The organism is Mycobacterium sp. NGS33, assembly GCF_059812885.1.
Window position 1 is genome coordinate 175,380 of record NZ_JCALDN010000003.1, and the last position, 22,993, is coordinate 198,372.

The 22,993-nt window shown below is 66.9% G+C and carries 22 protein-coding genes; 10 read left to right on the plus strand and 12 right to left on the minus strand.

Going from position 1 to position 22,993, the window contains the following annotated elements:
* Nucleotides 1-58: 58 nt before the first annotated feature.
* Complete coding sequence (locus AC5Y5B_RS08290; RefSeq protein WP_112633702.1) at nt 59-349, minus strand: CDGP domain-containing protein; 291 nt, start codon at nt 347-349, stop codon at nt 59-61.
* Nucleotides 350-432: 83 nt separating this feature from the next.
* On the opposite strand from AC5Y5B_RS08290, the gene AC5Y5B_RS08295 reads away from it, so the two are divergent.
* The gene (locus AC5Y5B_RS08295) at nt 433-801 is read left to right on the plus strand and encodes a hypothetical protein (RefSeq protein ID WP_112633703.1); all 369 of its coding nucleotides are present in this window, start codon (nt 433-435) and stop codon (nt 799-801) included.
* Here the strand turns inward: AC5Y5B_RS08295 and AC5Y5B_RS08300 are convergent.
* From AC5Y5B_RS08300 to AC5Y5B_RS08325, 6 genes are all read right to left on the minus strand, one after another.
* Complete coding sequence (locus AC5Y5B_RS08300; RefSeq protein ID WP_500004985.1) at nt 798-2,057, minus strand: cytochrome P450; 1,260 nt, start codon at nt 2,055-2,057, stop codon at nt 798-800. The genes AC5Y5B_RS08295 and AC5Y5B_RS08300 overlap by 4 nt on opposite strands.
* A 35-nt stretch (nt 2,058-2,092) precedes the next feature.
* A complete protein-coding gene (locus AC5Y5B_RS08305; protein ID WP_500004987.1) occupies nt 2,093-2,998 on the minus strand; it encodes a haloalkane dehalogenase in 906 nt (301 codons plus the stop codon).
* A 1-nt stretch (nt 2,999) separates the two neighbouring features.
* Nucleotides 3,000-3,485, minus strand: a complete 486-nt coding sequence (locus AC5Y5B_RS08310; protein WP_112633706.1) for an NUDIX hydrolase — start codon at nt 3,483-3,485, stop codon at nt 3,000-3,002.
* Between the two features lie 6 nt (nt 3,486-3,491).
* Nucleotides 3,492-4,847, minus strand: a complete 1,356-nt coding sequence (locus AC5Y5B_RS08315; protein WP_112633707.1) for a WS/DGAT/MGAT family O-acyltransferase — start codon at nt 4,845-4,847, stop codon at nt 3,492-3,494.
* Nucleotides 4,848-4,963: 116 nt separating this feature from the next.
* A complete protein-coding gene (locus tag AC5Y5B_RS08320; RefSeq protein WP_500004990.1) occupies nt 4,964-5,347 on the minus strand; it encodes a DUF1330 domain-containing protein in 384 nt (127 codons plus the stop codon).
* 46 nt (nt 5,348-5,393) lie between these two features.
* Complete coding sequence (locus AC5Y5B_RS08325; protein ID WP_112633709.1) at nt 5,394-6,251, minus strand: SDR family oxidoreductase; 858 nt, start codon at nt 6,249-6,251, stop codon at nt 5,394-5,396.
* A 113-nt stretch (nt 6,252-6,364) separates the two neighbouring features.
* On the opposite strand from AC5Y5B_RS08325, the gene AC5Y5B_RS08330 reads away from it, so the two are divergent.
* Genes AC5Y5B_RS08330 through AC5Y5B_RS08345 form a run of 4 tightly spaced genes read left to right on the plus strand, consistent with a single transcriptional unit; the run spans nt 6,365 to nt 9,313 of the window.
* Entirely contained in the window at nt 6,365-7,450 is a 1,086-nt protein-coding gene (locus AC5Y5B_RS08330; protein WP_500004993.1) for an NAD(P)H-dependent amine dehydrogenase family protein, read from the plus strand.
* A complete protein-coding gene (locus AC5Y5B_RS08335) occupies nt 7,447-7,950 on the plus strand; it encodes a VOC family protein (RefSeq protein ID WP_500004996.1) in 504 nt (167 codons plus the stop codon). The genes AC5Y5B_RS08330 and AC5Y5B_RS08335 overlap by 4 nt, the downstream gene beginning before the upstream one ends.
* Nucleotides 7,947-8,720: an SDR family NAD(P)-dependent oxidoreductase gene (locus tag AC5Y5B_RS08340; protein WP_112633712.1), complete on the plus strand. Its 774-nt coding sequence runs from the start codon at nt 7,947-7,949 to the stop codon at nt 8,718-8,720. Before AC5Y5B_RS08335 ends, AC5Y5B_RS08340 begins: the two co-directional genes overlap by 4 nt.
* Nucleotides 8,717-9,313, plus strand: coding sequence for a TetR/AcrR family transcriptional regulator (locus tag AC5Y5B_RS08345; RefSeq protein ID WP_500004998.1), 597 nt, complete (start codon nt 8,717-8,719; stop codon nt 9,311-9,313). Before AC5Y5B_RS08340 ends, AC5Y5B_RS08345 begins: the two co-directional genes overlap by 4 nt.
* Nucleotides 9,314-9,318: 5 nt before the next feature.
* On the opposite strand, the gene AC5Y5B_RS08350 is transcribed toward AC5Y5B_RS08345, so the two are convergent.
* Together AC5Y5B_RS08350 and AC5Y5B_RS08355 are read right to left on the minus strand one after the other, a co-directional pair.
* Nucleotides 9,319-10,308, minus strand: coding sequence for a D-2-hydroxyacid dehydrogenase family protein (locus AC5Y5B_RS08350; RefSeq protein ID WP_112633714.1), 990 nt, complete (start codon nt 10,306-10,308; stop codon nt 9,319-9,321).
* Nucleotides 10,296-11,747, minus strand: a complete 1,452-nt coding sequence (locus AC5Y5B_RS08355) for a short-chain fatty acyl-CoA regulator family protein (protein ID WP_500005002.1) — start codon at nt 11,745-11,747, stop codon at nt 10,296-10,298. Before AC5Y5B_RS08355 ends, AC5Y5B_RS08350 begins: the two co-directional genes overlap by 13 nt.
* Before the next feature lie 109 nt (nt 11,748-11,856).
* On the opposite strand from AC5Y5B_RS08355, the gene prpD reads away from it, so the two are divergent.
* From prpD to AC5Y5B_RS08375, 4 genes are read left to right on the plus strand one after another with little or no spacing between them, the layout of a single operon-like run.
* Nucleotides 11,857-13,362, plus strand: coding sequence for a 2-methylcitrate dehydratase PrpD (gene prpD, locus AC5Y5B_RS08360; protein WP_500005004.1), 1,506 nt, complete (start codon nt 11,857-11,859; stop codon nt 13,360-13,362).
* Complete coding sequence (gene prpB / locus AC5Y5B_RS08365; RefSeq protein ID WP_500005006.1) at nt 13,362-14,279, plus strand: methylisocitrate lyase; 918 nt, start codon at nt 13,362-13,364, stop codon at nt 14,277-14,279. Before prpD ends, prpB begins: the two co-directional genes overlap by 1 nt.
* Nucleotides 14,276-15,403 (plus strand): bifunctional 2-methylcitrate synthase/citrate synthase, encoded by a 1,128-nt coding sequence (locus AC5Y5B_RS08370; protein ID WP_112633717.1) that lies wholly within the window; start codon nt 14,276-14,278, stop codon nt 15,401-15,403. The genes prpB and AC5Y5B_RS08370 overlap by 4 nt, the downstream gene beginning before the upstream one ends.
* A 5-nt stretch (nt 15,404-15,408) precedes the next feature.
* The gene (locus tag AC5Y5B_RS08375) at nt 15,409-18,792 is read left to right on the plus strand and encodes a pyruvate carboxylase (RefSeq protein WP_500005008.1); all 3,384 of its coding nucleotides are present in this window, start codon (nt 15,409-15,411) and stop codon (nt 18,790-18,792) included.
* A gap of 3 nt (nt 18,793-18,795) precedes the next feature.
* Here the strand turns inward: AC5Y5B_RS08375 and AC5Y5B_RS08380 are convergent, their stop codons facing one another.
* The 3 genes from AC5Y5B_RS08380 to AC5Y5B_RS08390 are packed head-to-tail and all read right to left on the minus strand — an operon-like array spanning nt 18,796 to nt 22,268.
* Nucleotides 18,796-19,713, minus strand: a complete 918-nt coding sequence (locus AC5Y5B_RS08380) for an HpcH/HpaI aldolase/citrate lyase family protein (RefSeq protein ID WP_112633719.1) — start codon at nt 19,711-19,713, stop codon at nt 18,796-18,798.
* A gap of 13 nt (nt 19,714-19,726) precedes the next feature.
* Nucleotides 19,727-20,911: a CaiB/BaiF CoA transferase family protein gene (locus tag AC5Y5B_RS08385; RefSeq protein WP_500005273.1), complete on the minus strand. Its 1,185-nt coding sequence runs from the start codon at nt 20,909-20,911 to the stop codon at nt 19,727-19,729.
* Nucleotides 20,904-22,268, minus strand: coding sequence for an LLM class flavin-dependent oxidoreductase (locus tag AC5Y5B_RS08390; RefSeq protein ID WP_500005013.1), 1,365 nt, complete (start codon nt 22,266-22,268; stop codon nt 20,904-20,906). The genes AC5Y5B_RS08385 and AC5Y5B_RS08390 overlap by 8 nt, the downstream gene beginning before the upstream one ends.
* 67 nt (nt 22,269-22,335) lie before the next feature.
* Between AC5Y5B_RS08390 and AC5Y5B_RS08395 the strand changes: the two genes are divergently transcribed.
* Nucleotides 22,336-22,986, plus strand: coding sequence for a GntR family transcriptional regulator (locus AC5Y5B_RS08395; RefSeq protein ID WP_112633722.1), 651 nt, complete (start codon nt 22,336-22,338; stop codon nt 22,984-22,986).
* The last annotated feature ends 7 nt before the right edge of the window (nt 22,987-22,993 follow it).

Below are 22,993 nucleotides of genomic sequence, written 5' to 3' on the forward strand. Positions count from 1 at the left end.
GCAGTCGGGTACGACAAATCTGGCCGCAAGAAATTGTGCCGGGAAGTGACCAGCCCGCTCAGCCGTCGATGTGCGTCGGTGGATCGGCGAAGGTGAAATCCGAGGGCTGCTGGCCGGGACCCATCAGGCCGCAGTGGTTGTCCGGCACTAGGTAGGAACTGGCGCCGTTGGGGACCAGGCGCGTGACCGCGACGCAACGTTGCCAGGTGCCGTCGGGCTGGACGGGGCCGTCGCACTTGCTGAGAACGGGTCCCCCGTACTGGCAGCCGGCGGCGGCCGGCGGCGCCGAGGCAATCAGCCCTGCGGCCGTCAGCAGGGCAGTCGTTCCACCAACAATGCAGCGCTTCATGGTTGCCTCCCGTCACGACGCTACCGCTTGGGCGAGCGGGTTTTGGCCGTTTAAGCCCCGACTACAGCGGGCACGCGGCCACCATGTCAGTCACAGCCTTTCAAGATCTGCCGTTGGCCGATCGTGGCCGCAAGTGGGATGGTGACGCGGCCGAGAAGCGGGTGCGGAAGTGGGCCGGCGCCCAGGACGGTCCGAATCAGAAGTACCGTGACGCGCACGTCTGGTACGACGGCGACAACAAAGACAACTTCACCGCCTACAAGCTGCTGATCGCCGACGTGATCGATGGCGACCTGACGGCCGTGCCACGCGGCGTGATGGCGGCCGGCGCCATCATGGACGGCGCGCGGGGCGGTATCGACGTGCCGCAGTCCGATGTCGATCGGATCAAGAGCCACCTGGCGAAGTACTACAAGAAGATGGACGAAACCCCGCCCTGGGAACGGAGTTAGACCGCGACCATCAGCTGCGACAGCCCGCGCAGCGTGACGTTGGTCTTGTACTGCGGTTCGCCATCCAACCGGGCGTTCAAGAAACGCGCAGTCACCGCCGACAGGGCCGCACCGGCTTCGAGTCGGGCCAGCGGCGCGCCCAGGCAATAATGCGCCCCGCGGCCGAATCCTAAGTGTCGCATAGCTTTCCGATCCGGATCGAAGACATCGGGACGCTCATACTCGGCGGGGTCGCGCTGGGCGGCGGCGGTGAGCAGCATCATGATGTCGCCTGCGGGCACGTCAAGGCCGCCAATTGTCATGTCGTCGGCCGCCGTTCGGGCGATCATCTGCACAGGCGGGTCGTAGCGCAGCGTCTCCTCGATGACCGCCGGGGCGCGGTTGGCGTCGGCGCCGAGCGCGATCCATTGCGACGGTTGACGCAGCATCGCCAAAACCGCGTTGCCAATCAGGTTCACCGTGGTCTCGTGACCGGCGACCAGTAACAGCACGCAGGTGGACACGATCTCCTCCGCGGTCAGCTGGTCGCCCGACTCTTCCACGGCGATCAGCCCCGACATCAGGTCGTCGCCGGGCCGCGAGCGGCGACGGTCGATGAGGCCGTGCAGGTAGGCGCGCAACCACATTCCGGCGTCCATCCGCTCCTTGAGGTTGTCCGACGGCGTTCCGGTGAAGGCGACGAACGGGTCAAGCGATTGCGCCAGCAGTGCGGACACCCGGCTGAATTGCGGTTCGTCCTCGAGCGGTACGCCGAGCAATCGGCAGATGACCGCCACCGGCAGTGGGTAGGCGAGGTCCTCGACGACGTCGAACCGCCCCTTGTCGGCGATCCGGTCCAGCAACCCGTCTATCAGCGCGCTGATGTCGGGTTGCAGCGCGTTCACCACCTTGGGCGCGAACGCCTTGCTGACCAGTTTGCGCAGCCGGGTGTGGTCCGGCGGGTCCTGGAACAGGAACCCTGGCGGGGTTTGTGGCGGCGCCTCGGCACCGGCCTCGAGCAGCTGCTGGGTCTGCGCCTCGATCTGTGCGCGGGCGGCAGTCGACTTGAGTCGGTCGTTGCTCGACGACGGGTGGCGCAACGCGTCGTCGCAGTCACGATAGGTCGCGAACACCGCGAGGTTGCCCTCCGGCAAGGCGAACGATCCTTGTTGGCGAAACCGCGCGAACAGCGGGTAGGGGTCGGCACGGACGACCGGGTCCAGCAGCCGTACCAACAGTTCCTCGGGTTTGGTGGACTCGGTGGGCGCGGTCGTCATCCTGACATTGTGCCCGGCACCGGGTCGCGCCCTGATCAGCGGCGCAAGAACTCCACGATGTGACCGGCCAGTTCATTTCCGGCGTCCTCCTGCAAGAAGTGCCCGGCGCCCCGGATCACCGGATGCTCGATCCCCTGCGCGCCGCGCATCTGCCGCTGGAAGATCGCGGCCATCGGCCCGGTGATCGGGTCGCTGTCGCTGAACGCGACCAGCATGGGTGTCGCGCTCGCCGAAAGCTTGGCCCACGCGCTCTTGTTGGCCGCCGCGGCGGGGTCGTCCGGTGAGGTGGGCACCAGGCCGGGCATGGCGCGCGGCCCGGCGCAGTAGTCGTCGGTGGGGAACGGCGCGTCATAGGCCGCCCGCTCCCGCTCGCTGAGTTGCGTGCGACAGCCGCCTTGGACGAACGCGCCGACGTTCAGCGTCGGAGCCGAGGTGATGGCTTCGCGGAAGCGCCACCAGACGTCGGCCATGGGCTGCTCGCCATTGGGCAGCCCGGTGTTCGCGACGACCACCCGGGCGAAACGCTCGGGATGCTCTGCGGCAAGCCGTAATCCGATTAACCCGCCCCAGTCCTGGCCGACCAGGGTGACGTTGCGCAGGTCGAGGACATCGAAGGCCATCGCCCGCATCCACTCGACATGGCGCGCGTAGCTGTGGTCTTCGCGGCGGGTCGGCTTGTCCGAGCGACCGAACCCGACCAGGTCGGGGCAGACCACCCGACGGCCGGCGGCGGCCAGAATCGGGATCATCTTGCGATACAGGTACGACCACGATGGTTCGCCGTGCAGCATCAGAATCGGGTCGGCGCCTTCCGGGCCGTCCTGAACCCAGGCCACGCGCAGTGCGCCGCCTTCGTCGTCGGGTACTTCGCAATACCTTGGGGTGTAAGGGAAGTCGGGTAGACCCTCGAATCGGTCGTCGGGCGTTCGCAGTGCTTGCATGTCAGGTTCCTTCGGATAGTCCGGCCACGCCCGGATCCGCCATCAACCGGTCGAGAAAGCCGTGCTGGCCCTTCAGTAGTTTGATCCGCGCGGTTGCCACCGCGAACCATCCCACGCGGTCGACTTCGGGGAACTCCCGCAGCGCGCCGGATCCCTTCGGCCATTCCAGTTCGAAAGTGTTGCTGCGCGCGTCGGTGACGTCGAGGTCGCTGTCCACCGCGAAGGCGGTCACGACCTTGCCGCCGGACTGCTTCAGCTGACCGAGGTCGATGCGCGGCCCGGCCGGCACCGGCAACCCCAACTCCTCGGCGAACTCGCGTTGCGCGGCCGCCCAGGGATCCTCCCCGTCGGCGTACTCCCCTTTCGGGATCGACCACGCGCCGTCGTCCTTACGGGCCCAGAACGGCCCGCCGGGATGCGCGAGCAAGACCTCGACGACGCCGTCGCAGGTCCGGTACAACATCACACCGGCGCTCAGCTTCGCCATCGAATCCTATGCTCCCACAGCGCGTTCCAGGTCCTTCAGTGAGGATTCCAGATGCGCGAGCAGGCGTTGCAGGTGCGGCACGCTGCGCCGGCAGCCCACCAGACCGAAGTCGAGATTGCCGGCGTTGTTGGCCAGGGTGATGTTCAGCGCTTGACCGTCCAGCGCGATGGACAGCGGGTAGTTGCCGTCGAGGCGGGCGCCCCCGTAGTAGATCGGCTGCGTCGGTCCCGGCACGTTCGAAATGATGATGTTGAACGGCGGTGACGTCGATGTCACCCAGCCCGGGACCGCCGCCAACGCCAACGCCGACGTGTTGATGGCGGACAGCGCCAGCGCCTGGAACCGCGGCAACTGTGAGAACACTGTCTTGTTGCTGCGCATCGATTCGCTGATGGTCAGCAGTCGTTGCGCCGGGTCGTCGGTGTCGGTCGCGAGATTGCACAGGATGGCTCCGACCAGATTGCCGCCGGCGTCGGCCTCTTCCTCGGTGCGCAGGCTCACCGGGACCATCGCGATCAGCGGCGTGTCCGGTAGCGCGTCTTGCTCGAGCAGGTAGTAGCGCAGGGCGCCCGAACACATCGCCAACACGACGTCGTTCACCGTGACTCCCGCGGCCTTCTTCACGGTCTTGATACGGTCCAGCGACCAGGACTGCGCGGCGCAGCGGCGAGCGCCGCCGATCTTGACGTTCAACATGGTCTTCGGCGCCCCGAAGGGCAACGTCAGTTGTTGTTCCAGCAGCGCCGCACGCGCCAGCCCCAGCGTCGACGGCGCAAGCGCCGCAACGGATCCCGCCGTGCGCGCCAGTGCGCGCAACGGAGACGACGGGCCGGCTTTGCGCCTGGGTTTTCGCAGACCCCACGGGGCGCGGATCTCGAGGTCGTCCGGATCGGTCGACAGCGCGCGCTGCATCAGCTTCTGCGCGGAGACACCGTCGATCAGCGCGTGGTGGACCTTGGTATAGATAGCGAACCGGCCGTCTTTCAGGCCCTCGACGATGTGCGTCTCCCAGAGGGGGCGGTGCCGGTCCAGCAGGCTGCTATGCCAGCGCGACGTGAGTTCGAGCAATTCGCGAACACGTTTGGGCGACGGCAGCGCCGAACGGCGGACGTGGTAGTCGATGTCGACGTCGTCGTCGTAGGACCAGCCCAGGTTGGCGATGCCGCCGACAAAGCTCGCGGGATGTTTGCGAAACGTGGGCTGGAAATCCCGCTGAGCGGCCAGGCTCTTGTAGAGGTCACTAACGAAGCCGCGGCCGGCGCCAGGCGGGGGCTCGAACAACTGCAAGCCTCCGACATGCATGGGATGTTCGCGAGATTCTCCCAGGAGAAAGATCGCATCGGTGGGCTTTATCAGTTCCATCCACCCATTAGACCCATTTCGGCCTGATCCGGAAAGGCATAGCGCGATCGGACCGGCGCCGGCCCAGGTCGACGGGGGCAACGCCAGGCGGCCCGGCGAAGGATCGACGCGCTAAATCACTCGGCGGCCATCGACCAGATCGAGGTGGCGATCAGGTCTCCGCGGTCCAGACCGGCGGCCCGATGCTCGTGCACCTTGGCGTATTCCGGGGTTGTCACCATGTCGATGAAGGCCTGCGGGGTGGGATATTCGACGATGAGAATCGCGTCCCACCAAGGCTGTTCGCCATCGCCGATGACCACCGACGGCGCTCCCCCGGCGTAGCGCAGGGTGGCGCCGACCCGCTCGAGGTGTGGAACCACTTCTTGGCCGTATTGCAGGTAGCTCTGTAGACCGCCCTCGGGTTTGAATTTCAACAGGTTGACCATCACCACCGGCGCATCGGCGGGTCGCGCCGCGAGCGCGGCGAACTGCTCGGGCGTGGGTTCCAGGCCGCTCATGTGAATCTCCTTGCGCTGGTTTGTGCTAGCCGTACGACGAATCCGGTTAGAGCAGGTCGGTGATCGTCTTGAGTCCCGCGTCGTAGAGCACACCGGGAAGCATCCCGCCGTCGCATTCGATGGTGGTGCCGTTGACGAAGTCGGCCTGTCCGCCGGCCAGGAAAACGCAGACGCGCCCGACCTCCGCGGGCTCGCCGGCGCGGCGCAACGGGACGGCGGCGAAATACCTTGCGCCATCGGGGTCGTCCTTGGGCAGCACGAACGACCGGAAGTTCTCGGTCATCGTCGGCCCCAGGGCGATGCAGTTGACCCGCACCGTGGGCCCCCACTCTTCGGCCAGGGACCGGGTGAGGTGGTTGAGGCCGCTTTTCGCCGCCCCGTAGGAGACCAGGGTCGGCGATCCGGCCGGGTGGCCGGCGCCGCTGGAGATGTTGATGATGCAGCCGACGCCGTCCTGAGTTTGCATCTGCCGATAGGCGCGGATCGCGAACCACAGCGGGCTGATGAGGTTCATCTGCACGGCGAACGCATGGAACAGTGCGGTGCGCGCGTAGTCGTCATCGTCGGCGGGCGCACCTTGAATGCGTTGCACCAGTTCGGGAATGCTCTCGGCGTGGGGTGCGGGGACGGTACCGCCGGCGTTGTTCACCAGGATGTCGATCCGTCCGTGGACGGCCACAACGTCCGCGACGAACGCGTCGATCGATCGGTAGTCACCCTGGTCGCACACCTGTTGGAAAGCGCGCTCCGCCCAGGCCGGCTCGATGCCCGGAATGCCGTCCAGCGGAGAGCGCGAGCAGCCGATCACGGTCGCGCCCGCGCGCAGCAGCTCATGGGCGATGCCCACACCCACGCCGCGGCTGGTGCCGGTGACGATCGCGATCTTGCCCTCGAGGACGCTCATCACAGACCCTCTCCAAACGGTGAATTATTGACAGTCACTGTCAACGAGTCATAGCCTGCCATTTCATCCGTCGATGTGTAAAGACCGCGCACTGTCCACCCCGGAGGTCAATGATGAGTAGCCCGTCCAAGCTTCGTGTCGTCCAATGGGCCACCGGGGGCGTGGGTAAAGCCGCGATCCAGTGCGTCCTCAATCATCCACAGCTGCAGCTGGTGGGGTGCTGGGTGCACAGCGCGAACAAGAACGGTGTGGATGTCGGCAACATCATCGGGGCAGGCGATCTCGGCGTCACCGCCACCAACAGCATCGACGAGATACTGGCGCTGGACGCCGACTGCGTGATGTACAGCCCGCTGATACCCAACGACGACGAAGTGATCGCGATCCTGCGCTCGGGCAAAAACGTGGTCACGCCGGTCGGGTGGGTCTATCCCGATCCGGGCAACAAGCGTCACCGGGCCGTCGCCGACGCCGCGACGGAAAGCGGTGTGACGCTGCATGGTTCGGGCATCCACCCCGGCGGTATCACGGAGCGATTCCCACTCATGGTGTCCTCGTTGTCGTCGGCGGTGACGCACGTGCGGGCCGAGGAGTTCTCCGACATCCGCACCTACAACGCACCGGATGTGGTGCGCCACATCATGGGATTCGGCGGCACCCCCGAGGAAGCCACCCAAGGGCCGATGGCGGGACTGCTCGAAGCGGGCTTCAAGCAGTCGGTGCGAATGATCGCCGACCACATGGGTTTTCGCATCGACCCCAACATCAGGACCATCCAGGACGTCGCCGTCGCGACCGCCGACATCGACTACGACCCCTTCCCGATCACGACCGGCACCGTGGCCGCGCGCCGGTTCCGCTGGCAGGCGCTCGTCGACGGCGAACCGGTCATCACCGCGGCGGTCAACTGGCTGATGGGCGAGGAAAACCTGGAACCGGCCTGGAATTTCGGCGGGCGGGGCGAGCGCTTCGAGGTGGAGATCACCGGCGATCCGGACGTGAGCCTCACCTTCAAGGGCCTGCAACCGGAGACGATCGCGGAAGGACTGGTGAAGAACCCGGGCGTCGTGGTCACGGCCAATCACTGCATCAACGCCATTCCCGACGTCTGCGCCGCAGAGCCGGGCATCAAGACCTACCTGGACCTGCCGTTGTTCGCCGGCCGCCCGGCCCCGAATCTTTCGGCGGGCAATCGGTGACGGGCCGGGGTGTCCTCGGTGACGTGTCGTTCTGCCACCTCGTCGTCGGGGTGACCGACATGGACCGCGCGCTGGCGTTCTACCGCGACATGCTGGGCATGGAGATCGTCTTCGAAACCCTCATCTCCGGCGAGCCTTTCGACGCGGTGCTACACGCGAGCCGCAAGCAGGAGGGCCGCGTGGTCGGGGGCCTGCTGGGCGGGTTGATGGTCGAGCTGCTGTCGATCGGCGCCAACCCGCCCGAGCGCAAGCAGCGGCGCGGCATCACAGGCATCCACAACGTGTCGCTGTCGGTGACCGATCTCGATGACGCCCACCGCCGCGTCGTCGACGCCGGCTATGCCCCCGACCAGGCGCCCTTCGAGATCGGCGGCGTGCGAATGTTTTTCGTCAAGGACCCGGACGGTACGCCGGTGGAGTTCATCGAACTTCCCAACGGTGCGCGCAGTACCTACGAATTGCATCGCGGCGTGCAGCTGCAGATGGGACCGGTCGGATGAGCTACAGCCACCCCGAGTCCATGCGTGGGCACGTCGCGATCGTCACCGGGGCCGCCCAGGGCGTCGGCAAGGGTGTCGCGACCGCGTTGCTCGAACGTGGCGCGAGCGTGCTGCTGGTCGATATCCAAGAGGAGGTTCTGGACAGGACGCGCGCGGAGCTCAGTTCGATCGGACGGGTCGAACAGCTCGTCGCGAACCTGCGCGACCCGGACAGCGCGCAGCGGATCGCGGCCGCCGCGGTCGAGGCCTTCGGCACGGTGCACGGCCTGGTCAACAACGCGATCGCGACCAACGAACCCAAAGCGTTCGTCGACATCACCACCGAAGACCTGGCCCTCGGCTATGACGTGGGCCCGCGCGCCACCTTCCTGCTGATGCAGGCCGTGCACCCACTGATGGTTGAGTCCGGCGGCGGATCGATCGTGAACCTCGGTTCGGGCACGGGCACCGGCGGTGAGCCGAAGTGGGGCGGCTATGCCGCGGCCAAGGAAGGCATCCGCGGGTTGTCGAAGGTGGCGGCCCTGGAATGGGGGCGCGACAACATCCGCGTCAACGTGATCTGCCCCTTCGCCGAATCCGACGGCGTCAAGTTCTGGAAGTCGTTTGCGCCCAAGGAATACGACAAGGCCGTGGGACGGGTGCCGATGAAGCGCATCGGCGATGTCCGCACCGACGTGGGTGCGCTGGTGGCGTTCCTTCTCGGCAGTGACGCCACGTTCATCACCGGACAGACCATTCACGTCGACGGCGGGATCGGCTGCTTCCGATGAGCGGCGAGTCGCTCCGCGACCGGCAGCGCGCACAGATCCGGGCCGACATCCGGCGCGCTGCGTTTCGGCTGTTCGTCGAGCGCGGGTACGACGCCGTGACCACCGAGGAAATCGCCACGGCCGCAGGGGTTTCCCCCCGCACCTTTTTCCGGCATGTGCCGGCGAAGGAAGAGCTTCTGCTGGCACCGGTGCGATACGGCGGGGCCGCGATCGTCCATCTCCTCGAGGGCCGGCCCGCCGACGAGGCACCCGATGTCGCGCTGATCAATGCCATCATCACCCGGACCCGCTCGTTCGAGCAGGCCGACACCGAAGAATGGCGCGAAGCCCTGCTCGTTGTCCCCGACCTGCTCGACAAGGTCACGGTGCACCGGCCCGCCGACAAGGAGCGGGCCACCAAGCTCATCGCCGATCGGATGGGTGTCGACCCGGATGCCGATCTGCGCCCCGGTCTGCTGGTCCAACTCGCCTTCGCGGCCGCCGATTTCGCCTTCCAGCAGTGGGTGCGGCAATCCGGGCGGCCGCGGCCACTGGATCGTTACGTCACCGACGCCCTCGAGGCGGTCAAAAGTCCGCACTGGAAACGCAAGTAGACGGCTCAGCGCCCCTGCATCGCTTCGGGATTGGCGATCCGGATGGGCGCCCCGTCCAGCCAGGCGACCACCGATTCCACGGTGTCGGAGTAGAAGGCGCCCAGCATCTCACGAGTGACGTAGCCCAGATGAGGGGACAGGGTCACGTTCGCCAGCAGCCGCAAACGGTGGCCTTTAGGCAGCGGCTCGGTGTCGTAGACGTCCAACCCGGCCCCGGCGATGCGTCCCGCCTCCAACGCGGCGATCAGCGCGGCCTCGTCCACGATCGGGCCCCGGGAGGTGTTGATCAGGTAGGCGTGTGGCTTCATCCGCGCCAGCTCGGCCTCGCCGACCAAGCCTCGGGTGCGCTCGGAGAGCACGAGATGAATGGAAACCACGTCCGACGATTCGAACAGCGTCGCCTTGTCGACCCTGCGCGCGCCCACGCTCGCAGCGGCTTCGTCGGTGAGATTCTGGCTCCACGCAAGGACTTCCATGCCGAACGCGGCGGCGTAGTGGGCCATCCGAGCGCCGACCCGGCCCAGGCCGAGCAGCCCGAGCGTCTTGCCGGCCAGGGTGACGCCCGCGCTGCTCTGCCAGCCCCCGTCACGCATGTTGCGGTGCTCTTCGGCGAGATTGCGCACCGTCGCGATCATCAGCCCCCAGGCGAGTTCGGGTGTGGCGTCCCGCATCGACCTGAACCGGGGATGGGCGAAATCCGAGTGCGCCACCGCAATTGCGTGCTCGGTGGCCGCGGCCATGTCCAGGTTCGGCAGGCTTTTGCCGACGATGGTGATCAGTTTCAGGCCGGGCAGGCGCTCGATCAGGGTTCGGGGGAACGCCATCCGCTCCCGCAGTGTGCACACCACGTCAAACGATCGCAGCGCCTCGGCCGCTTCGTCCTCGGCAAGGTGCCGGTCGAAAACGGTGACCTCGGCGCGCTTTTGCACCGGTGACCAGTCGGCGACCCGTAGGGCGACACCGGCGTAGTCATCGAGAATCGCTACCTTGGGCACGAGGTCTCCCCACCTCGGTGAGTGGCCGCCGGTGGATAGGGCAGATTCGTGCTGCTGTGTGGATCCACGGATACCGGGCGGCCCAGATACGGGAAGGCGCGTTGCGCGCAGGCCTGCCGGTCGCAGATCTTGCAGCCGGCCCCGATCGGCACGATCGATTCGGCGTTGGTCGGATCGATGCCGACGCAGTAAATGAGTTTCCCGGCGTGGGCGACGTCGCAGCCCAACCCGATGGCGAAGCTCTTGCCCGGCCCGAGATAGCGGCTCGGCTCCGTCGCGGTGGTCCTGGCGATCCAGAAATAGGTGCGCTCGTCCGGCATCTGCGCGACCTGCGTCAGGAACTGGCCGGGCCGGGAGAACGCGTGGTGTACCACCCACAGGGGACAGTTTCCCCCGACGCGGGAAAAGTGAAAGGCCGTGGCGGACTGGCGTTTAGAGATGTTTCCGGCGCTGTCGGTGCGGACGAAGATGAAGGGAATCCCGCGGGCATGGGGCCGCTGCAGGGTGGACAGCCGGTGGCAGATCGTTTCGAACCCGACCTCGAATCGCCTTGCCAGCTGGTCGATGTCGTACCGGACGCTCTCGGCCGCGTCCAGGAATCTCAGGTAAGGCAGCAGCAGTGCGCCGGCGAAGTAGTTGGCCAGGCCGATGCGGGCGACGCCGCGCGCATCGTCGCTGAGCTGATCGTCACCGGCGAGGATCCCGGTGATCAGCTTGTTCTGGGTCAACAGGGCGATCTGGGTGGCGAGCTGGAAGGCGCGCTGGCCGGGGTGAAGCCACCGCGCCACGTACAGGGTCTTCGATTCGGGCGCAAACAGCCGTTTGGCGTTGGGGTCTAGCGTCTGGCCATCGTCGATCACCACCGTGACGCCGAGTTTGTCCGCGAGCAGCTGCGCCAGCTGGCCGTCGAGACCGCCGATGCGCAGGTTGTTCTCGTTGAACAGGTCTTCGGCAGCGACGTCCAGTTCGCCGATGTAGTTCTTGCGGTCGTAGAAGAAATCCCGGACCTCTTCGAACGGCATGGGTTGCTGGGCCATTGCCGAGGTGTCGACGTTGGCGCGACTGTGCAGCGCTTCGAGGTCGGCGGTGGTGTCATGTAGGCGCCGGTGCAGATTGACCAGCGTCTGACCGACCGCCGGCATGCGGGCGACAAGCTCCTCGAGTTGCGCCGGCGTGGCGGACGTGTCGGCCAGCACCTCCCGCAGGTCCGAGACCAGGCGGGCGTCGGATTCGGGCGCGAAGTAATGCGTCGGCAGGTCGAACCGCTCGGTGAGCGTGAGCAGCACTGGAACGGTGATCGGGCGCTGATCGTTTTCCAGCTGATTGACATAACTGGTCGACAAGCCCAGCGCGCGCGCCAGCGCCACCTGGGTCATCCCCTGCTCCTCGCGCAATCGCCGCAGCCGTGCGCCGGCGAACGTCTTCGCCACCCGGTACACGGTACGCCCGCGTCTTTCGCAACGTTTGCAAAAGTCGGCAATTATGGACACACGATTACGCTTTTACAGGGGATTTACCTTGTGATCGGCCTTGCGTACTGTGCGGCTTATGCGGATTCATGACGTTCGAACCCGTCGCAGCGCCGACAATTTCCCCCGCGACCAGCACCTGGCATGGAAGATCGCCGAGGTCGCCGCCGACCCCGTCGCCGTGCCAGCGGACACCGCGGCGATGGTGATCAACCGCATCATCGACAATGCGGCGGTTTCGGCGGCCTCGGTGAACCGCCGCCCGACCGCCGCCGCCCGCGTCCAGGCACAGGCACACCCCACCTCCGTCAAGGGCGCCAAGGTTTTCGGGATCCAGGGCGACTACTCCCCGGAATGGGCGGCCTGGGCCAACGGGGTCGCCGTGCGCGAGTTGGACTTTCACGACACATTCCTGGCCGCCGAGTACTCGCACCCGGGCGACAACATCCCGGCCCTGGTCGCGGTCGGCCAGCACCTCGGAATCAGCGGAGCCGACCTGATCCGCGGCATCGCAACGGGTTACGAGATCCAGATCAACCTGGTCAAGGGAATCTGCCTGCACGAGCACAAAATCGACCACGTCGCTCACCTCGGCCCGTCGGTGGCGGCGGGTCTGGGCACCATGCTGCGGCTGGACAAGGAGACCATCTACTCCGCGATTGGACAGGCCCTGCACCTGACGACGTCCACCCGGCAATCACGCAAGGGCCTGATCTCCAGCTGGAAGGCGTACGCACCCGCGTGGGCCGGCAAGGTCGCCATCGAGGCCGTCGACCGCGCGATGCGTGGCGAGGGCGCGCCCGCACCCATCTGGGAGGGCGAGGACGGGGTGATCGCCTGGCTGCTCTCGGGGCCGGAGCACACCTATCGGGTGCCGCTGCCCGAGGCCGGCGAGCCGAAGCGCGCCATTCTGGACAGCTACACCAAGGAGCACTCCGCCGAATACCAGAGTCAGGCGCTGATCGACCTGGCGCGCCGAATGCGCGACCGCATCGGCGATCTGGGTCGCATCGCCGCGATCGAGTTGCACACGAGCCACCACACTCATTACGTCATCGGCACCGGATCCGGTGATCCGCAGAAATTCGATCCGGATGCCTCCCGCGAAACGCTGGACCACTCCGTGATGTACATCTTCGCGGTCGCCTTGCAGGACGGAAGCTGGCACCACGAAAGGTCTTACACGCCGGAGCGGGCACACCGTCCCGACACCGTCGAATTGTGGCGCAAGGTCTCGACGGTCGAAGATCCCGAATGGACCCGGCGCTACCGCTCCTCCGATCCTGCGGACAAGGCGTTCGGCGCCCGCGCCGAGGTCACCCTCGAAAGCGGTGAAGTGATCGTCGACGAGATCGCGGTCGCCGACGCGCATCCGTTGGGGGCCAGGCCGTTCGGGCGCGAGCAATACCTTGGAAAGTTCACGGAGCTGGCTGACGGGGTGGTCAGCGATGCCGAGCAGCGGCGATTCCTATCGGCGGCTGAAGGCCTGCCAGATCTGCGGCCGGGTGGGCTGGGAGCGCTCAACATCGCGGTCTCCCCGCCGGTGCTTGCCCACGCGCCGGTGATTCCCTCGGGGATCTTCTGATGAGCGGGCCGATCGGCGCGACCGTGCCCGCGGCGGCGAAGCGGGCCCAGTTCCGCGCCGGCCTGCAAAGTGGCCGGCTGCAACGCTTCCCGGGAGCCTTCTCACCGCTGGTGGCCAAGCTCATCGCCGAGCTCGGCTTCGAAGGGGTCTACGTGTCCGGGGCGGCGCTGTCGGCCGACCTCGGGCTGCCCGACATCGGGCTGACCACCTTGACCGAAGTCAGCGGCCGCGGAGCGCAGATCGCATCGGTGACCGACCTACCCACCCTGATCGACGCCGACACCGGTTTCGGCGAGCCGATGAGCGCCGCTCGCACCGTGACCCTCTTGGAGGACGCCGGGCTGGCGGGTTGCCACCTGGAGGACCAGGAAAATCCCAAGCGGTGCGGGCATCTCGACGGCAAGGCCGTGGTACCGGCCGTCGAGATGGTCAAGCGCCTGCGCGCCGCCGTTGCCGCCCGCAGGGATCCGAACTTCATCATCTGCGCCCGCACCGATGCCGCCGGGATCGAGGGGGTGGCTGCCGCGATCGAGCGCGCCAAGGCCTATGCCGATGCGGGTGCCGACCTGATCTTCACCGAAGCCCTCCGGACGCCAATGGAATTCGAGCAATTCCGGGCCGCCATGGATACGCCGCTGCTGGCGAACATGACCGAATTCGGAAAGTCGGAGCTCTTGACCGTCCGACAGCTATCCGACATCGGCTACAACGTGGTGATCTACCCGGTGACCACCCTTCGGCTGGCAATGCATGCCGTCGAGGCGGGTCTTGGTGAGATCGCCGACAGCGGAACGCAATCCGGTCTTATGGACCGCATGCAACATCGCAGTCGGCTCTACGAACTGCTGCGCTACGCCGATTACAACCAATTCGATTCCGACATCTACAACTTCGCCATCGGAGGAGACGCGCAATGAGCGCTATCGAAGACAGCCAGCCCCGCATCTACAAGGGACTGGCCGGTGTCGTCGTCGACACCACAGCCATCTCCAAGGTCGTCCCGGAGACCAACTCCCTCACCTACCGCGGGTATGCGGTACAGGACCTGGCGACACAGTGCAGCTTCGAACAGGTGGCCTACCTGCTGTGGCACGGCGAACTTCCCGACGAGCAACAGCTTGCGCTGTTCTCCCAGCGGGAACGAGCGGCCCGCCGGCTGAACCGTTCCCAGCTGTCGTTGCTGGCCAAGTTGCCCGAGACCTGCCACCCGATGGACGTGGTGCGCACCTTCATCAGCTCCATTGGTGCCGAAGACCCGGATGAGGACGACAGCAGCGCAGCGGCCAACTACGCCAAGGCCCTGCGGATGTTCGCGGTGCTGCCCACGATCGTCGCCGCCGACTTGCGCCGCCGGCGGGGCCTGGACCCCATCGCCCCGCACAGCCACATGAACTATGCGCAGAATTTTCTGCACATGTGCTTCGGCGACGTTCCCGAGCAGGTGGTGGTGGACGCCTTCGAGCAGTCGATGGTCCTCTACGCCGAGCACAGCTTCAACGCATCGACATTCGCCGCCCGGGTGGTTACCTCCACGCAGTCCGACATCTACAGCGCGGTCACGGCGGCCATCGGCGCGCTCAAGGGCCCGCTGCACGGCGGCGCCAACGAGGCCGTCATGCATGACATGCTCGACATCGGCACCGCCGATCGGGCCGCGGAATGGCTGCGGGACAAGCTGGCTCGCAAAGCCAAGATCATGGGATTCGGTCACCGGGTGTACAAGAACGGTGACTCGCGGGTGCCGACAATGAAGGAGGCACTGAAGCGCGTCGCCGCGGCGCGCGACGGCCAGAACTGGCTCGACATCTACGAAGTCCTGGAGAAGGGCATGGCCGAGGCCACCGGCATCAAACCGAACCTGGACTTCCCGACCGGACCCGCCTACTACTTGATGGGCTTCGACATCGGCATCTTCACGCCGATCTTCGTGATGAGCCGCGTCACCGGCTGGACGGCACACATCATCGAGCAGACCGCGTCCAACGCGTTGATCCGTCCGCTCAGTGAGTATGTCGGACCACCGCAACGGGCTCTATCGTAAATACCGTGTTTGCCAAGGTACTGGTCGCCAATCGCGGAGAGATTGCGATCCGCGCGTTCCGCGCGGCTTATGAGCTGGAAATAGGCACGGTCGCGATCTACCCGTATGAGGACCGCAATTCCGTGCACCGGCTCAAGGCCGACGAGTCCTATCAGATCGGCGAGGAGGGCCACCCGGTGCGCGCCTACCTGTCGGTCGACGACATCGTCGCCACGGCACAGGCGTGCGGAGCGGACGCGATATATCCCGGCTATGGCTTCCTGTCGGAGAACCCCGATCTGGCGGCGGCATGCGCGGCGGCGGGCATCACGTTCGTCGGACCGAGCGCGGAGGTGCTCGAGCTGACGGGCAACAAGTCCCGGGCGGTCGCGGCGGCGCGGGCGGCGGGTCTTCCGGTGCTGACTTCCTCGCCGCCCTCGACATCGGTGGACGAGCTGGTGGCCGCCGCCTTGACGATGACGTTCCCGCTGTTCGTCAAGGCCGTCGCCGGTGGCGGCGGCCGCGGGATGCGCCGGGTCGCCGACGCGGCGTCGCTGCCCGAGGCGATCGAGGCCGCCAGCCGCGAGGCCGAATCCGCGTTCGGAGACGCCTCGGTCTTTCTCGAGCAGGCGGTGATCAATCCGCGGCACATCGAGGTGCAGATCCTGGCCGACACCCAGGGCAACGTCATTCACCTCTATGAGCGCGACTGCAGTGTGCAGCGCCGGCACCAAAAGGTCGTCGAGGTCGCACCGGCTCCCAATCTGGATCCGGCGCTGCGCCAACGGATCTGCGCGGACGCCGTGGCCTTCGCACAGAGCATCGGCTACACCTGCGCGGGCACCGTGGAGTTCCTGCTCGACGAACGCGGCAACCATGTGTTCATCGAGATGAACCCGCGCATCCAGGTGGAGCACACGGTCACCGAGGAGATCACCGACGTCGACCTGGTGTCCGCGCAACTGCGCATCGCCGGCGGGCAGAGCCTGGAAGATATTGGCTTGAGCCAGAATTCGATCGTCCCCCATGGTGCGGCCTTGCAGTGCCGGATCACGACCGAGGACCCGGCGAACGGGTTCCGTCCGGACACCGGCCGGATCACCGCCTACCGCACCCCGGGCGGCGCGGGAATCCGGCTGGACGGCGGCACCACCCTCGGCGCCGATATCAGCGCGCACTTCGACTCGATGCTGATCAAACTGACCTGCCGGGGCCGTGACTTCGCCACGGCGGTGCGCCGGGCGCGCCGCGCGGTCGCCGAATTCCGTATCCGCGGTGTCTCGACGAACATCCCTTTCCTGCAAGCGGTCCTAGACGATCCCGACTTTCAGGCCGGGCGCATCACGACGTCGTTCATCGAGGAGCGCCCGCAGCTGCTCACCGCGCGCAGCTCCGCCGACCGCGGCACCAAGATCCTGAGCTACCTGGCCGACGTCACCGTCAACAAGCCACACGGCGAGCGTCCGTCCGCGGTCTACCCGCACGACAAGCTGCCCGACGTCGACCTGTCGGTGGATCCACCGGCGGGTTCCAAGCAGCGGTTGACCGAACTCGGGCCGGAGGGATTCGCCGCCTGGCTCCGCGAGTCGCGCGGGGTCGGCGTCACCGATACCACCTTCCGCGACGCCCACCAGTCCCTGCTGGCGACGCGCGTGCGCACCAGCGGCCTGATCACGGTGGCGCCCTACATCGCCCGGACCACCCCACAGTTGCTGTCGATCGAGTGTTGGGGCGGGGCGACCTACGATGTGGCGCTGCGGTTCCTGAAGGAAGACCCGTGGGAGCGGCTGGCGACGCTGCGGGAGGCGTTGCCGAACATCTGCCTGCAGATGTTGCTGCGTGGACGCAATACCGTTGGGTACACGCCCTACCCGGAGACGGTCACGACGGCTTTCGTCGAGGAAGCGACGGCAACGGGCATCGACATCTTCCGGATCTTCGATGCGTTGAACAACGTCGACTCGATGCGCCCGGCCATCGACGCCGTGCGGGAAACCGGTGCCTCGGTGGCCGAGGTGGCGATGTCCTACACCGGCGATCTGAGCGATCCCGCCGAAAAGCTTTACACGCTGGACTATTACCTGAAGCTTGCCGAACAGATCGTAGAAGCGGGCGCGCACGTGCTGGCGATCAAGGACATGGCCGGGCTGCTGCGCGCGCCCGCCGCGACGACTCTGGTCTCGGCGCTCAAGTCCCGGTTCGACCTGCCGGTGCACGTGCACACCCACGACACCCCGGGCGGCCAGCTGGCGACCTATGTGGCGGCCTGGCACGCCGGGGCCGACGCCGTCGACGGCGCCGCGGCCCCGCTCGCGGGAACCACCAGCCAGCCCGCGCTGTCATCGATCGTGGCCGCGGCGGCCAACACCGCCTACGACACCGGGCTGTCACTGCCGGCGGTATGCGACCTGGAGCCGTATTGGGAGGCGCTGCGAAAGGTGTACGCGCCCTTCGAATCCGGGCTTCCGGCGCCGACCGGACGCGTCTATCACCACGAGATCCCCGGCGGCCAGCTGTCGAACCTGCGCCAGCAGGCCATCGCACTGGGGCTCGGTGACAGGTTCGAGGACATCGAAGACGCCTACGCCGGAGCCGACGCCATCCTGGGGCACCTCGTCAAGGTCACCCCGTCCAGCAAGGTGGTCGGCGATCTGGCGCTGGCACTGGTGGGTGCCGGCGTCAGCGCCCAGGACTTCGCCGACGACCCCGCCCGCTACGACATCCCGGACTCGGTCATCGGCTTCCTGCGCGGAGAACTCGGTGACCCGCCCGGCGGCTGGCCCGAACCGTTGCGCACCAAGGCATTGGAGGGCCGCGGCCCGGCAAAGCCCGAACAGGAGCTGACGGCTGACGACGAAAAGGCGTTGGCGACCCCCGGCGCCGACCGGCAGGCGGCACTGAACCGGCTGCTGTTCCCCGGGCCCACCAAAGAACTCGAGGAACATCGCGAACAATACGGGGACACCTCTCGGCTGAGCGCCAACCAGTTCTTCTACGGATTGCGCCACGGCGACGAACATCGCGTCGAGCTGGAGCGCGGTGTGGAGCTGTTGATCGGCTTGGAGGCCGTCTCCGATGCCGACGAACGCGGCATGCGTACGGTGATGTGCATCCTCAACGGTCAGCTGCGCCCGGTCGTGGTGCGCGACCGCAGCGTCGCCTCGGATGTGCCGGCTGCCGAGAAGGCCGACCGCGCCAACCCGGACCACATCGCGGCTCCCTTTGCCGGGGTCGTGACGGTGACGACCGGCGTCGGTGAGGAAGTCGAAGCCGGCCAGACCATCGCGACGATCGAAGCGATGAAGATGGAAGCCGCCGTCACCAGCCCGAAGGCCGGCAAGGTCGCGCGGATCGCGGTGTCCCAGACCGCGCAGGTGGAGGGCGGCGATCTCCTGGTGGTGATCGACTAGCGGTTACCGCAAGCGCGCGGCCGTGATCAGGGCGGCGCGCGCCAGCGTCTGCTGCGCCTGCTTCACGTGGGCGGCGTCGACCAGGACACCGTTCACCCCGACCGCGCCGCGGCCCTTGGCCTCGGCCTCCCGGTAGGCGGCGACATTGGCTTCGGCCCGGGCGATTTCGTCGGCCGTCGGAGCGTAGACCTCGTTGGCGACCGGCACCTGGTCGGGGTGGATGGCCCACTTGCCGGTGTAGCCGAGCAGCGACGCGCGCCGAGCGTCGCACTCGTACCCCGCCACGTCCCGGTAGTCGGGATAGGGCGCGTCGATCGCGTCGATGCCCGCGATGCGGGCGGCCACGAGCACCTTGTTGCGCGCGTAGGCCCAGAATTCGCCGGGATATTCGCCGAGCGGAACGAAGTTCGTGTCCACCCGGGCGCCCTGCGACAGCGAGAAATCCCCCACCCCGAAGATCAAGGCATCCAGCCGCGGGCTGGCGGCGGCGATCTCCTCGGCGTTGGCCAGGCCTTCCACCTCTTCGATGAGAACCTCGAGCCGAATGCGCTCGCTCAGACCGAGTTTCGCCTCCAGCTGGGTGAGCAGCACATCGACCCACCACACGTCGCGTGCCCTGCGGGCTTTGGGAATGATGATCGTGTCGAGGTTTCGGCCGGCCTTCGTCACCACCTCGACGACGTCGTCGTGGCACCACGGGGTGTCCAGCCCGTTGATCCGGATGGCACGGGCGGTGCGGCCCCAGTCGAGATCGTTGAGCGCGGTGATCGCCTTGGCGCGCGCCTCCTCCTTGAACGCCACGGGCACCGCGTCTTCGAGATCGAGGAACGCCAGGTCGGCGCCGCATTGGGCGCCCTTCTCGAACATGTTGTCGTTGCTCGCGGGCACCGCGAGTTCGGACCGGCGGAGCAGATCAGTCATCGATTTCTTTCTGTCACAACACGCCGCGGGCGTGCAGGCTGTCAATGTCGTTGGGAGTCATGCCGAGTAGCTCGCCGTAGACCTCGGCGTTGTGTTCGCCCAGCCGGGGTCCGAGATGGTCGACCGTGCCGGCCGCCGAGGAGAACCGCGGAACGGGTGCCTGTACCTTCATCGCCCCGAGCTGTGCATCGTCGACGGAGACGAACACCCCTCGATGCGCCAGCTGCTCGTCGGCCACCAGATCGCCGATGTCATAGACCGGGGCCGCGGCCACCTCGTGGGCGTCGAAAACGGCCATCGCCTCCGAAAGTGTGTTGGTGGCAACCCAATCCGCCACCACGGAGTCGACCTCGCGGGCCCTCGCCAGCCGGCGCTGCGGGTCGGCAAAGTCGGGGTCGGTTACCAGGTCGTCGCGTCCGATCGCCCGGAACACCCGCAGCGCGAGCGCCGGCGAGCTTCCCGACATGGCCAACCACTTGCCGTCGGCGGTGCGATAGGTGTTGCGCGGCGCGGAGATATCCCACCTGTTGCCCGACCGCTCGGGGACCAGTCCCAACTGGTCATAGCCCAGCAGCGTCTGCTCGAGCAGCCGGGCGAGCGGGTCGATGAGGTTGACGTCGATCAACTGTCCCGGCCCGCCCTGCACGTCGCGGTGGTACAGCGCCATCAGCACCGCGTAAGCGGCGTTCAGTGAGGCGACGCCGTCGGCCAGCATGAACGGGGGCAGCGTGGGCGGGCCGCCGGCCTGGCCGGTGATGTGCGCGAATCCGCTCATCGCCTCCCCCAGCGTGCCGAACCCCGGCCGCTCGCTCTTCGGGCCGCTCAATCCGTAACCGGTGATGTGCAGCATCACGATCCGGTCGTTGACCGCGCGCAGACTCTCATAGTCCAGACCCCACTTGCGCAACGTCTGGGGACGGGTGTTGAAGATGGCCACATCGGCGTGCGCCACCAGACGACGCACCAGGTCCTGGCCTTCGCCGCAGCGCAAGTCCAGTGTGATCGAACGCTTGTTGCGCGAAATCGACTTCCACATCAACCCGACTCCGTCGCGCTGATTGCCCCAGCCGCGGATGGGATCGCCGTGCCTGGGTTCCTCAACCTTGATCACGTCGGCGCCGAACTCGCCCAGATAGGTCGCCACCAGGGGCGCGGCGGCCAGGGTGGCGAGGTCGAGTACCCGCAGCCCGTCAAGCATTGACACCGGCAGCAGCCCACGCGCTCGAAGGGCGTTGCAGCCCAAGGTGTTCCCGCAGCGTCGATCCCTCGTACTCGGTGCGGAACAGCCCCCGGCGTTGCAGCTCCGGAACCACCATGCGCACAACATCTTCGAACGCCCCAGGCAGATGCGTTGCGGCCAGCACAAATCCGTCGCACGCGTCGGTTTGGAACCAGTCGGCCATCTGATCGGCTACCTGAGCGCCGGTGCCCACGAAACGCGGCCCCTGCAACAGGGTGGCGCGATGGTTGGCGAGGTCACGCAGCGTGACAGTGTCCCCGCCGATATGGGTGCGCAGGTTCTGCACCAGACCGCGGATTCCGGACACCGAGGCGAGCAGTTCATCGGTGACCGGATCGTCGAGATCATGTTGCGCGAAGTCGTAATTCATCAATTCCGACAGGAGCGTCAGCGATGCCATCGGATGAACCAGATCGTCGAGGAACATGGCTTCGCGCTCTTTGGCGTGGGCTTCCGACTCGCCGACGACGGCATAGGCCATGGGGCAGATGCGAACAGCGCCGGGATCGCGGCGGGCGTCGGCGATACGGTCCTTCTGATCGGCGTAGTGACTGCGCGCCACGTCGATGCCAGGATCGCCGGTGAAGATCAATTCGGCCCATCGCGAGGCGAATTCGCGTCCCCGGCCCGAGGAACCGGCCTGGATGATGACCGGACGCCCCTGCGGGGTGCGCGGCACCGTCAGCGGGCCGCGCGCGGAGAAGAATCGGCCGACGTGGCCCAACTCGTGCACCTTCGCGGGATCCGCGTACTGACCGGACGCCCGGTCGTGCCGGACGGCGCCGTCCTCCCAGGTGTCCCACAGGCCGGTCACCACGTCCATGAATTCGTCGGCCCGGTCATAGCGTTCGTCGTGGCCGAGGTGGGCGTCGACGCCGAAGTTCTGCGCTTCGCTGTCGTTGACGGAGGTGACCACGTTCCACGCTGCGCGGCCGCCCGACAGGTGGTCCAGCGAGGCGAAGGTCCTCGCGACGTGGAACGGCTGGTAGTAGGTCGTCGAGTAGGTGGCGCCCAGCCCGATTTTGGAGGTCGCCTGCGCGAGCACACCGAGGATCACGCTGAGGTCCAGCTTGACCGGGCGGGCGCCGTACCGCACCGCCTCACCCACCGAGCCGCCGTAGACGCCGGGCATCGCCAGGCGATCGTCGAAAAACATCAGGTCGAAGCAGCCCTCTTCGAGCTGGCGGCCGATCTTGGCGTAGTAGGAGGCGTCCAGGTAGCGGTGCTCCGTTGCGGGGTGCCGCCACGAGCCCGCGTACACGGAAGTGCTGCCGGCCTGCATGAAGGCGACCAGCGCCATCTTGTCGGTACGCATAATTGAAACGTAACATCTGATATTTCAGATATCAAACGTTAGATCTGTTGTTTGGTATTGTGCGCAGGTGGCGAGGATCGACATTTCCGGCACCGTGCGCGAACGCGCCGCCCGCGAGCTCCGCGACCGGATTCTCACCGGCGCACTGCCCGCTGGAGCGCGGGTGGACCTCGACGCCATCACGGAGGAATTCGCGACCAGCCGCACCCCGGTGCGAGAGGCGCTGCTGGAGCTGTCCTTCGAGGGCCTGGTCCAGGTCGCCCCGCGCAGTGGCGTGACCGTCCTGGGCATCAGCCCGGACGACGTCCTGGACAGCTTCACCATTCTCGGCGTGCTGACGGGTCAGGCCGCGGCGTGGGCCGCCGCACGGATCGAGCCTGCAGAGCTCGCGACGCTGCGCGAACTCGCCGCCGACGTCGTCGCTCGATCCGGTGACGACAGCATCGGCGAGGCCAACTGGCATTTCCATCAGATGATCCACCGGGCCGCGCACTCGGCCCGGCTGATGAATCAGATCAAACAGGCTGTCCGGGTGGTGCCGAGCAACTTCCTCACCCTGTTCCCCGAGCACGAGAAGCACTCACTCGACGAGCACCAGGAGCTACTGGACGCGCTCGGTGACAAAGACGCCGAACGCGCGCGCACCATCGCCGAACGACATGTGTTGGACGCGGGTCGCTCGCTGGCCGACTGGCTGGAGCAGCGCCGCGACGGTTAGTCGCGGG

Excerpts from the sequence above, each read along its gene's own strand:
- AC5Y5B_RS08325 (WP_112633709.1), bottom strand. The coding sequence starts at position 6,251 with ATGAGCGTCCTCGAGGGCAAGATCGCGATCGTCACCGGCACCAGCCGC.
- AC5Y5B_RS08315 (WP_112633707.1), bottom strand. The coding sequence starts at position 4,847 with ATGGAACTGATAAAGCCCACCGATGCGATCTTTCTCCTGGGAGAATCT.
- AC5Y5B_RS08305 (WP_500004987.1), bottom strand. The coding sequence starts at position 2,998 with ATGCAAGCACTGCGAACGCCCGACGACCGATTCGAGGGTCTACCCGAC.
- AC5Y5B_RS08345 (WP_500004998.1), top strand. The coding sequence starts at position 8,717 with ATGAGCGGCGAGTCGCTCCGCGACCGGCAGCGCGCACAGATCCGGGCC.
- AC5Y5B_RS08370 (WP_112633717.1), top strand. The coding sequence starts at position 14,276 with ATGAGCGCTATCGAAGACAGCCAGCCCCGCATCTACAAGGGACTGGCC.
- AC5Y5B_RS08330 (WP_500004993.1), top strand. The coding sequence starts at position 6,365 with ATGAGTAGCCCGTCCAAGCTTCGTGTCGTCCAATGGGCCACCGGGGGC.
- AC5Y5B_RS08290 (WP_112633702.1), bottom strand. The coding sequence starts at position 349 with ATGAAGCGCTGCATTGTTGGTGGAACGACTGCCCTGCTGACGGCCGCA.
- prpD (WP_500005004.1), top strand. The coding sequence starts at position 11,857 with ATGCGGATTCATGACGTTCGAACCCGTCGCAGCGCCGACAATTTCCCC.
- AC5Y5B_RS08300 (WP_500004985.1), bottom strand. The coding sequence starts at position 2,057 with ATGACGACCGCGCCCACCGAGTCCACCAAACCCGAGGAACTGTTGGTA.
- AC5Y5B_RS08385 (WP_500005273.1), bottom strand. The coding sequence starts at position 20,911 with ATGCTTGACGGGCTGCGGGTACTCGACCTCGCCACCCTGGCCGCCGCG.
- AC5Y5B_RS08340 (WP_112633712.1), top strand. The coding sequence starts at position 7,947 with ATGAGCTACAGCCACCCCGAGTCCATGCGTGGGCACGTCGCGATCGTC.
- AC5Y5B_RS08320 (WP_500004990.1), bottom strand. The coding sequence starts at position 5,347 with ATGAGCGGCCTGGAACCCACGCCCGAGCAGTTCGCCGCGCTCGCGGCG.
- AC5Y5B_RS08295 (WP_112633703.1), top strand. The coding sequence starts at position 433 with ATGTCAGTCACAGCCTTTCAAGATCTGCCGTTGGCCGATCGTGGCCGC.
- AC5Y5B_RS08310 (WP_112633706.1), bottom strand. The coding sequence starts at position 3,485 with ATGGCGAAGCTGAGCGCCGGTGTGATGTTGTACCGGACCTGCGACGGC.
- AC5Y5B_RS08390 (WP_500005013.1), bottom strand. The coding sequence starts at position 22,268 with ATGCGTACCGACAAGATGGCGCTGGTCGCCTTCATGCAGGCCGGCAGC.
- prpB (WP_500005006.1), top strand. The coding sequence starts at position 13,362 with ATGAGCGGGCCGATCGGCGCGACCGTGCCCGCGGCGGCGAAGCGGGCC.
- AC5Y5B_RS08380 (WP_112633719.1), bottom strand. The coding sequence starts at position 19,713 with ATGACTGATCTGCTCCGCCGGTCCGAACTCGCGGTGCCCGCGAGCAAC.